Here is a 10,619-nt window from a genome sequence, read left to right as displayed (position 1 = left end):
TACCCCCATTGTTGTTGACGGTGAATCAATGAACCCCACTCTCCAGGACAAGGACCGTATGGTTGTAACCAAAATTGCGGAACCGAAAAGATTTGATATTGTTGTGTTTCACGCCCCAGACGGCAGGGATTACATAAAACGTGTAATCGGACTCCCAGGTGACAGTATTGAGTATAAAAATGATGTTTTATATATAAATGGGAAGGCATACAACGAACCTTATTTAGAAAAATATAAGAAAAGACTTAATGATGGAACTTTAACATACTCTTTCACTTTAAAGGAGACCGCTGTAGGTAGTAATACTGTCCCTAAAGATAGTTTGTTTGTAATGGGAGATAACAGAAGGCAAAGCAAAGACAGCCGTGATATTGGAGCGATACCAATGGAAAAGGTAATAGGAACAACAAATGTTGTTTATTATCCAATAAAAGAAATTAAAATCGTAAATAACTAATTGCTGCTTATGCATATTGTTGGACTGGCATCTTCTTCAAAACCATCGGGTGCGTTGATCCAGGAAGGGTTAACCACCTTTTTTGTTGAATTCCTTATTTAGCAAACGGGGCAGCATTTCTGTATTAAAGCTAAGATTGTGAAAAAATGTACTTAAACTAATGCCCCCATATATACAGTATCAGCAAAAAAAACATTGATGTGATGCACCCTTTACCTTTGTTTATATGTATTCATAGATAAGCGTTTAAGGACTTGACTTGGAGCCTCTATAGGTACGATTTGTCTTGAAAGGCTGAAGCAGTTGTTTCATCAGGCAAACGAGCCTATCATACCCACCTCTCCAAGTAAAGTCCTATCGTTGTTTACGTTGAAAACTATATTTCCTTAATGTATATATTAAGTAAGTAAAGTTAGAAAAGTGGCTGTTTTTGTTTCATTATTTACTATGGATACGGTCAAAAATCATACTGTATATATGGGTGCATTACTTCAATAAGGAGTAGAGCTTTTTTCCATTTGTTCCACTACCATGGAAGAACGATTTAAATTCCATTTTCTATAGTGCAGCTCTGCTGCATGGATGGCAACTGGTCAGGTCTTTGGAAAAATAATTGATATATACTTATTATTTTTCTTAATATTTTTTATTAACTCTGTTAAAGCAGAGTCATTCCCGGTAATTAAATTCATCAAATGATTATTAATGTTTCAATTGAATGGAGCTTGAATTTCAAGCTCCTTATTTTACTGCACTAACATGGTGTTAGTATTCGTGTTAACCAATTATCGAATAAATCTTAAATAATATTTGTAAAATTGAAATAAATATTGCGTTGATTCGACTAATTTATAAGTATAAAAAGTCGGAGAAAAATTGGAGTTGACCAGCTGATGATTAGAAATAAAATTTCGGAGTGGTTTTATTTGTACAACAAAGATATATACCATTTTTTAGTTTATTACATCGGGTCAAGTGATGTAGAAGATCTGGTGCAGGAAGTTTTTATCCGAGCAATTAAAGGCTTTGATACTTTTCAGAACAAATCAAATCCTAAAACCTGGCTTTTTTCGATTGCGCGAAATGTTGGGCTAGATGAAATTAGAAAAAGAAAGCGTTTAAGGATAAAACAAACGATTTGGTTCCGGGATGAGCAAACGGATAAGGAAACCCCCGAGAAAATTCTACAACTAAATGAAAATAACAGGTTGCTTTATCAAGCAATCCAATCATTAAAAGCAAATTATCGAGATGTAATCATCCTTAGAGGGATTAAAGAACTCTCTGTATCTGAAACAGCATTTATATTAAATTGGAATGAAAATAAGGTTCGAATAACCTATCACCGCGCGTTAAAGTCGCTACAAAAATGTATAGGAGGATTTACTCTATGAAAGATAATGAGAAATTTTATGATTTAGAGACAAAAATTCGGTCATTACCAGAACCTGATTATGAACAAAAGTTTACTGAAGATACCCAAAATATAATTCATGAAAACCTATTACAATTTGCAAGTTTATATGATAAGAAGACAAAGAGGAGTGGTGTACTGATGAAAAAGATTTCAGTATGTTTGTTAAGTATTGCTGCCCTCGTGTTATTCGCCATTCTTGCAATTCCAATAATTAAGGACAGTCTATCAAGCTCCGACTCAAATAAACAAGGGCAACAAAGTAAGGAACCTACTACAATTGATAAAAACATAGTGGTTAATGATAAAGAGGCTAATAATCAGAACGAAGTAGACACTATCCTTTATGAAAATACAGAATATGGATTTACTTTTACGTTACCTAAAAGTTGGGAGAGTTATCAGATTATTTTGGACTCTTGGGAAGGTATTTCTAATGATCAAACAAATAAAATAATTGAAAATGGTAATATCCTTCTAATTAGACATCCTGAATGGACGCAGGAAAAACCGAGACAAGATATTCCGATTATGATTTTTACTCATGAACAATGGTCCGCACTCGAAAGGGAGGAATTTCATATTGGCGCAGCACCTATTGGGCCAACAAAGCTGGGAGAAAATAATGAATATGTTTTCGCGCTTCCAGCAAGATATAACTATGCATTTCCTGAGGGATATGAAGAAGTAGAAAACATTTTACAAAACAATCCACTCCAACCGAAAAATATAGAAAAGGATACATCAAAAAATGATAAATGAACACCAGAACAACTGAATTCGAACTTAATATAAATAAAATGTGAAGAATGTTCTTCAAATATTGTCAAAACAATTTAACAAACCAAGGAAACCTCGCCTTACCTTTGACAATATCCAAAAGATTTTTATTCATATCCTTTGGTAAAATGGTAAAGGAACCAAGGTTTATGATTAAAGCGGGCAAATCATTTAGAATGGAATTTCATTAAAAACTTAAGAGAGAGGTCAAGAACTTGCATACGAGATTGAATTTTGTAAAATTATAAAGCAGTACCATTTGGCTTCCACTCAACTCAGCGTAAATCCTAGTGGTTTCGCTTTTTTCGTGTCCTAGTAAATTTTGAATGACATCAATGGGTGCTACATTGTTCAATAAGTGTGTGGCATAGCTATTTAAACTGCTATATTTAAATCGGATCACTTGGATAGAAGAATAGGTCAAAGGTAAAAACGCGTGTACAGGGTCAGTCGGATATTGAAGATCAACCCTTCGGACCACTCCTGAGAGGGCGACCTGTGCTCCTGGAGGTACGGTTTTCGTGATAACGTCATCCTCTGTATTTTCCCCGACCAGGGTAAAATCAAACGCAAAGTTTCCAATGTTCCGGGCAATGACGGTGCCAAATGGTAACGTTAATAGAGATACCTGCTGAATCGACACCTCGCCTGCCTCTGAGTCACTTACACATGGTCCACTTGAACCTGGAACACATGCAGGTTCAAAGGGATTGGCTTCAAAGACTGTCAACGTTCCAGGTTGTCCTGAAGCTGGCAGATTTTCTTCAATTGTGAATTGCTGATGAACCAAACAGCACCCGCCACAATCGCAACAAGTTTGAATTTCATTGTTAAATGGATTTGTCCTATTTTTTTCTTTTTCATCTTTATCTTTTCCCAATTATCTACACCTCCTTTACTTGTCCTATTTCAGTATATGAAAGGAAAAGAGGTGGGGTATGGATGATTGTAATAAATATGTCAAAGGTGGAAAAATATCAATTTGTTATTGAGCTAACTGGGGGCTTTATTTGAAATAATAACAAAGAGGCTTAGAGAGGTTTCCTTTAAGCCTTTTTGTTGTGAAATATTCTAAAATCTTTCATTTAACCTAATAATGTCTGAATGACCAACCATACATTTAACCCTAATATAGTGATAGCAAAGAGACTGGCAAAGACGGTGGTTATTCGTTTATTCGTTAACACACCCATTAGATCTTTCTTTTGGGTAAAGTAGATTAATGCAATAATGGGAAAAGGTAATACAATACTTAGAACAACCTGGCTAATAACAAGTGTTCGAGTTGGGTCGACCCCAATAGCCACGATAATTACCGTTGGGAGCATGGTAATTAGACGACGGAACCAAAGTGGTATGGTAAAACCAACAAATCCTTGCATGATAACCTGCCCAGCCATCGTACCAACCACAGAACTTGAAATTCCTGAGGCAAGTAAGGAAATGAGAAACACACTTGCCGCGGCAGAACCTAGCAGCGGTGTGAGTGTGTGATAGGCAGATTGAATATCAGCAATTTGACTGTGACCAGAAGAATTGAAGACAGATGCCGCCATGTACATCATCGATAAATTAACGAAACCAGCTAAGGTCATAGCAATGAAAATCTCTTTTGTACTAAACTTTTGGATTTTCACTTTTTCTAAGTCATTTCGAGGAACAATCCGTCCTTGAGTTAAACTGGAGTGTAAATAAATCGCATGCGGCATAACAGTAGCACCGATTACTCCAACTGCAAGGAGGATACTTTCATTATTGCCTAGCCATGGGACGACACTATGATAAGCAATTTGCGAAAAATTTGGTTGGGAAAGCACGGTTTCCACTAAGTAACACAACCCAATCAATACGGCAAATGCTGCAATAAACTTTTCAAGTGGGCGAAATCCATACTTTTCTAACAATAATATTAAATAGGTAACAACCCCCGTAATAATAGTAGCAAATAACATTGGTATACCTGCAAGAAGGTTTAAGGCCAGTGTTGCTCCTAAAAATTCTGCAAGATCGGTTGCCATTGCTGCTAACTCTGAAACAATCCACATAATTAGTACAAGCCATTTTGGCATATAAACCCGGCAAATTTCAGGGAGACTTCTACCTGTTGCAATACCTAGTTTTCCTGACATGTTTTGTAAAAGCATCGCCATTAAGTTGGCTAAAACAATTACCCATAACATTTTATAACCAAATCGTGCACCGCTCTGAATGTTAGTAGCAAAATTCCCTGGATCAATATAAGCAATGGAGGCAATGAAGGCGGGTCCAAGGAACGGCAGTAATGCCCGTATGCCTTTAACTTTTCCGTTTATGGCATCTCTAGCGGCAGCAACTGTTCGGTGTTCTGCTGCTCGAGCCCCTTCAACTGCTAGTGATTCGGTCTGGCTCATAAGACACCATCCTTTCATTTTGTTTGTTTTTTTCTGTAATGCAAGGTTTGTTCGTGAGTGAACAAATGTTGCGCTGATGCAAATTTATAAAACTATTATATATAAAATACAAAGATTTGTGAATACTTTTGCCTATGATAGAATATTAAACTTTGATTAGAATATGCAGTAACTGTCTAAAAATGTTCTCTTGAACAATTGCTCTATAAACGCTACAGTTATATGAAAGAACGATTTTAAGAAGGTGGCAAACTTGGAAAAACGATATTTTACAATTGGTATGGCAGGGCATATTGATCACGGGAAAACATCCTTAACGAAAGCGCTGACCAATGTGGATACAGATCGGTTAAAAGAAGAAAAAGAACGACAAATCTCCATCGAATTGGGATTTGCTCCTCTATATGAAGATGACGAAATACAGATTTCAGTGATAGATGTTCCAGGCCATGAACGGTTTATTAGGCAAATGATAGCTGGAGTAGCGGGAATCGATTTGGTGGTGTTAGTGGTAGCTGCGGATGAAGGTGTTATGCCTCAAACTAGGGAGCATTTAGATATATTAAAATTCTTAGGTGTAAAAAATGGGCTGATAGCCATCTCTAAAATTGATCGGGTAGATGAAGAATTCATTGAACTTGTTAAGGATGATATTTTAGAAGAGCTAACGGGTACTGTTTTTGAAGAAGCCCCTTTTGTCCTTGTTGACAGTTTATCAGGAAAAGGCATTGAGGAAATAAAAAGCGTAATTATTAAAACGCTAAAAGAACAGGAAATGCGAGATGCGAAAGGGGCCTTCCGCCTGCCAATCGATCAAGTGTTTACCGTGAAAGGCCAAGGAACCGTTGTTCGTGGAACTGTTTATGAGGGAACGGTGGAAGAGGGACAAGTGCTGAAGATCATGCCTAAAGGACTGGAAGTAAGAGCACGGCAGATTCAAGTACATCATAAGCCTGCACAAAAAGCATATGCAGGCCAAAGGACAGCGCTTAACCTCTCCATTTCAAAGGAAGATATAGAGCGGGGTGATGTTCTTGTTTCTTCCGAGCATTTTATTGTAACAAAAACAGTGGATGTAGCTATCCGTGTGGTTGAGGATCTTGAACATATGGTCAAGCAGCGGATGCCAATTAAACTACATATTGGAACAGCAGAGGTTATGGGTAGAATTGTTTTCTTTGATCGTAACGAAATTAAAGAGGAAAATGGAGAAATTCTTTGCCAGCTTCGTCTGGAAGAAGAAATCCTAACAAAGCGGGGCGACCGCTTTATTCTACGTAGACCTAGTCCACAAGAAACAATCGGCGGTGGCTGGGTAATTGATCCACGTGGAAGTAAGTACCGATTCGGGAATCAAACCATAGATGAGCTGGAAAAGAAAAAAGTAGGCTCACCTAGAGAACGGATTACTTCGGCTCTAATTGAAGCGAAGAGTCTTCCGTTAGCGGAGTTAATAAAACGTACTGCACTAGATGAAGCAATATTAATTCAGCATTTAGATAATCCTGAATTTGTTTTCTACAATGGAAAAGAGTACACATTACAATTATTAATTAATGCCATAGAAGAAGACATATTCGATCGATTACAGGAATTTCATCTGTCTCATTCAATGAAAACTGGCATAAATAAAGCTGAGTTGTTACAATCCATGCAAAAAGGATTCCCAAAATCCTTACTTGATTTTGTCGTTGAAAATGGAATATCAAAAGGAGTATTTAAACGAAGAGAACAATTTGTATTCTTGGCGACGTTTGTACCACATGTTCCGAAAAACTGGTCAAGGCGGACAGAGAATTTGCTGGAGGAAATGAAAAAGGATGGCTTAAAGGTCCGCTACTTAAATGACTATTTTTCAGCAGCAGGCATTCCTGAAAATCTTGTATTTGATTTAAAAAAATTTTTAGAGGAGCAAGCACTAATCGTACCGTTAGATGAGCAGTTTGCCTATCACGGAGATATTTTTACTGAGGCAGTTAGTAAGCTTAAAAGCCAAACGGGAGCTGAATTTGAGGTCGGTGAAGCAAAGGATATCTTAGACTTATCGAGAAAATATATGATTCCATTTTTAGAAAGATTGGATGCCAAAGGCTTAACAAAAAGAGTTGAAAATAAGCGCAAATGGGTAAGTTGAAAAAGTCCTCTATTCCTAGTTGGAATAGAGGACTTTTTTATGATAGGAATTCAGCGGGGTTTAAGCCAAGTTCACGACAAATATCAGCCACCATTTGTTTTTCATTGTTGTCAAAATTTCCATCTGCATAGCCGATTGCAATGCAATAACGGGCAACCAATCGGGCTATTTCAGGTTTGGTTCTTACTTTTCCAAGTGCTCGGAACGCTTCAGCTCGGCCCATCATGCGATCATTTTCAATTCTAGAAACAAAGAAGTTGAATTTCTGAATGACCTTATTGGTGTCAAAGACTCGTAATTCATCACTTTGATGAACAAATTCTATCATTTTCTGACGTTCCACTGTGTCTAGATATCCATCAGCCATGGCTACCAACGCGCAAGCCGCTACAACTGCTTCAAGAACATCCTGGCTTTTATAGCGATTAAATAATTCTTGTGCTCTTCTTTTTTGATTATTTGCCCATTCCGCATAATCTGTTTGGGAAGGGGACCATGTACTGCCACAGTTATTACAAGAGAACTTTAGTTGATTCTTTCCAATAAAGCCGCCAAGTAAACCAACTGGCCCAAGGATTAACCCTCCAATAGCCGCTTTTCCTAGTCCGAATCCTTTTTTACCAGTTCGAACATTAGAGGAATGACAACGAGGACATACAATTTCGTCTCCACCATACGATTGGTTTGAACCAGAAGTCGATGGAAAGGCAGACTGTGCCGGATATCCATAAGAAGGCTGCTGGAACGCTGAGTCTGGCTGAAGATGAACTGGCTGTTGGTAGGTGGTTTGCAGTCCTTGGCTTTGCTGGTATGGATTTCTATTATTTTGTTGGTACGTTTGTGATTGCTGATTATAGTTAGTCGAAACGTTTGGTTGGTTAGTAGATTGTTGGTAGGGCAGTGTCGATGGCGTACTCACAGGAGGGTCATCAACAGTAATTCCAAAATTCCTGCATAAGGCTGCTAATCCGCCTTGAAAGCCGCTAGCGATCGCATTGAATTTCCATTCTCCATTATGCCGGTATAATTCAGCAGCAACTATCGCTGTTTCCACGGTAAAATCTCTGCCAAGGTTAAATCTAATTAATTCTTCGTTGGTCATTTCATTAAAGATACGAACATAAGCATCGGATACTTGTCCAAAATTTTGCCCTTTAACCTGTGCATCGTGAATCGTGATCGTAAAAGCAATGCGGTGTATATGGGATGGGACACGATTTAAATCTATTCTGATTTGTTCGTCGTCTCGCTCTCCAACTCCTGTGCGGTTGTCACCGCTATAAATGATTGAACCGTTTCCACCAGAGGGATGATTGTAAAAAACAAAGTCTTGATCACTGTTTGCCTTGCCAGATTCTCCTAGTAAAAATGCTGAAGCATCCAAATCAAAATTTGACCCCATATGACTAATATTCCAACCTAAGCCGACTACGACATTTTGAAGGCTAGGATATGATTTCGTTAAATCCACTTTCTGCCCTTTGCTAAGAGTTACACCCACATTTTCCACTCCTCACAGTATTTTTCATATGTAAATAATATATCTAATAATATATCTATTCTCATTAAAGACAAAACATCCAGTTAACAACCACTTATATGTTTTACGAAAGTAGGGGCGAAAAGTTTCACATAAATAAAAAAGAAAGGACTAACTTGAAAAATAAAGTTAGTCCTTTCTATCATACTGCAAAAATCATCCAGTTTTTTCTTCTTTCTCAAGAGGCTTAGAATATTCTTGCTCCCAGAAATCTGCATCTTTAATCCCTAACTTTACAGGATCAAACACCGGATCTTTTCCATCTTTAAGCTGTGCCTCATAGTCTTTAAGTACCTTAAGTGCTGGTTTTGTTAGAAGGAGAATGGCAATAATATTTAACCAAGCCATACTTCCAACACCTATATCACCTAAAGTCCACGCAAGGCCAGCAGTTTTCACACTTCCATAGAATACCATTCCTAAAATAGCAATCTTGAGCACATAGTCAGTCCAAACACGTTTTACTTTTTGATTGATATAGGCAAGGTTTGTTTCTGCCATATAATAATAAGCCATAATGGTCGTAAATGCGAAGAAGAATAAAGAAATAGCTACAAATGGTCCTCCGAAACCTGGCATAACAGATTCAACAGCTGATTGAGTATACGCTGGACCGGGTTCAATATCACCAAGATTATTGACAATTTGAGCCTTTCCTTCTGGTGCAACATTGTACATTCCAGTGATAAGAATCATGAACGCAGTGGCAGAACACACAAATAATGTATCCACATATACGGAAAAGGCTTGAACAATCCCTTGTTTTGCAGGGTGAGAAACCTCGGCTGCAGCTGCAGCATGTGGGGCAGTACCTTGTCCTGCTTCATTTGAATAGATTCCACGCTTAACTCCCCAAGTAATGGCTGCTCCTAAAATTCCTCCAAAGGCAGCATCCATACCGAATGCACTAGAGAAAATAAGTTTTAATACACCTGGTAGTTCTGAAATATTTAATGCAACAATAATAACGGCAACGAGGATATAACCTAAGGCCATGAAAGGGACAACGAATTCAGCTACACGCGCGATCCGTTTAACACCGCCAAAAATGATCGCTGCTAGAAAAATGACTAGAGCAGCACCAGTGATTGCTGGGCTAATTCCAAAGGCATTATCAACACTAGCTGCAATACTATTAGCTTGAACTCCTGGTAAAAGGACACCTGTTGCAATAACAGTTACAATGGCAAAAAGAACTGCATACCATTTCATTTTTAATCCTTTTTCTATGTAATAGGCAGGGCCGCCACGGAATTGTCCGTCTTGTTTTACCTTATATACCTGACCTAAAGCTGCTTCAACAAATGCTGAACCTGCGCCTAAGAAGGCAATAGCCCACATCCAAAATACTGCACCAGGTCCTCCAAAGGCAATCGCAGTTGCTACGCCGGCAATGTTACCAGTTCCGACACGACCGGATAAGGCAAGGGTTAATGCTTGGAAAGATGAAATACCAGCTTCTGACTTGCCGCCTTTAAACATTAAAGGAATAATATCCTTCATATGTCTTACTTGCAGAAATCTTGTAGAAAAAGAGTAAAATAAACCTACACCTAAGCATAAATAAATGAGTGCCGGGCTCCAAATAATCCCACTGAGCCAATTAACAAACTGTTCCATATATTTCCCCCTTTGTTTAAATTACTTTTTTATTATATAACAGAATATTGTCTAATTAAAAGAATTTTTTTAATTGTGTAATTATTCTAATATATTAACACGTTAATGGATTAAAAACGCGCACTGAACGTTGAAGTTCAGTGCGCGTTGTTTTGTTTATTTTTTGGCTTTGTTAAACTGGTCTGTTGATTTCCGCTCCAGGCGCTTGGCTTTCCGTGGGCGTTTCGGCGAGCCTCCTCGGCGCTTGCGCCTGCGGGGTCTCCCCTGAACCGTACTCCCACAGG

The 10,619-nt window shown here is 38.1% G+C and carries 8 protein-coding genes; 4 read left to right on the top strand and 4 right to left on the bottom strand.

All coding sequences use genetic code 11. From position 1 onward, the window contains the following. The 3 genes from lepB to AC3A54_RS07495 all read left to right on the top strand — a co-directional run. Positions 1-457: signal peptidase I (lepB, locus tag AC3A54_RS07505; RefSeq protein ID WP_487654001.1), on the top strand; the 457-nt coding region annotated here is incomplete at its 5' end. A gap of 893 nt (positions 458-1,350) precedes the next feature. Beyond that, positions 1,351-1,851: an RNA polymerase sigma factor gene (locus AC3A54_RS07500; protein WP_487654000.1), complete on the top strand. Its 501-nt coding sequence runs from the start codon at positions 1,351-1,353 to the stop codon at positions 1,849-1,851. Further along, positions 1,848-2,633 (top strand): hypothetical protein, encoded by a 786-nt coding sequence (locus AC3A54_RS07495; protein ID WP_487653999.1) that lies wholly within the window; start codon positions 1,848-1,850, stop codon positions 2,631-2,633. Before AC3A54_RS07500 ends, AC3A54_RS07495 begins: the two co-directional genes overlap by 4 nt. A 205-nt stretch (positions 2,634-2,838) precedes the next feature. Here AC3A54_RS07495 and AC3A54_RS07490 read toward each other — a convergent pair whose 3' ends face one another. Both AC3A54_RS07490 and AC3A54_RS07485 read right to left on the bottom strand, forming a co-directional pair. After that, positions 2,839-3,531: a tyrosine-type recombinase/integrase gene (locus AC3A54_RS07490; protein ID WP_487653998.1), complete on the bottom strand. Its 693-nt coding sequence runs from the start codon at positions 3,529-3,531 to the stop codon at positions 2,839-2,841. Between the two features lie 205 nt (positions 3,532-3,736). Next, positions 3,737-5,041: an Nramp family divalent metal transporter gene (locus AC3A54_RS07485; protein WP_487653997.1), complete on the bottom strand. Its 1,305-nt coding sequence runs from the start codon at positions 5,039-5,041 to the stop codon at positions 3,737-3,739. Between the two features lie 253 nt (positions 5,042-5,294). Between AC3A54_RS07485 and selB the strand changes: the two genes are divergently transcribed. Further along, a complete protein-coding gene (selB, locus tag AC3A54_RS07480) occupies positions 5,295-7,175 on the top strand; it encodes a selenocysteine-specific translation elongation factor (RefSeq protein ID WP_487653996.1) in 1,881 nt (626 codons plus the stop codon). Between the two features lie 37 nt (positions 7,176-7,212). Here the strand turns inward: selB and AC3A54_RS07475 are convergent, their stop codons facing one another. Both AC3A54_RS07475 and AC3A54_RS07470 read right to left on the bottom strand, forming a co-directional pair. Continuing rightward, positions 7,213-8,676: a TerD family protein gene (locus AC3A54_RS07475; protein ID WP_487653995.1), complete on the bottom strand. Its 1,464-nt coding sequence runs from the start codon at positions 8,674-8,676 to the stop codon at positions 7,213-7,215. Positions 8,677-8,871: 195 nt separating this feature from the next. Further along, positions 8,872-10,335, bottom strand: coding sequence for an alanine/glycine:cation symporter family protein (locus AC3A54_RS07470; RefSeq protein ID WP_487653994.1), 1,464 nt, complete (start codon positions 10,333-10,335; stop codon positions 8,872-8,874). Positions 10,336-10,619 lie beyond the last annotated feature (284 nt).

Source organism: Neobacillus sp. Soil_C_43 (assembly GCF_057656715.1).
The sequence above is the reverse complement of the archived record's forward strand: the minus strand, read 5'-3'. Positions and strand labels throughout refer to the sequence as shown.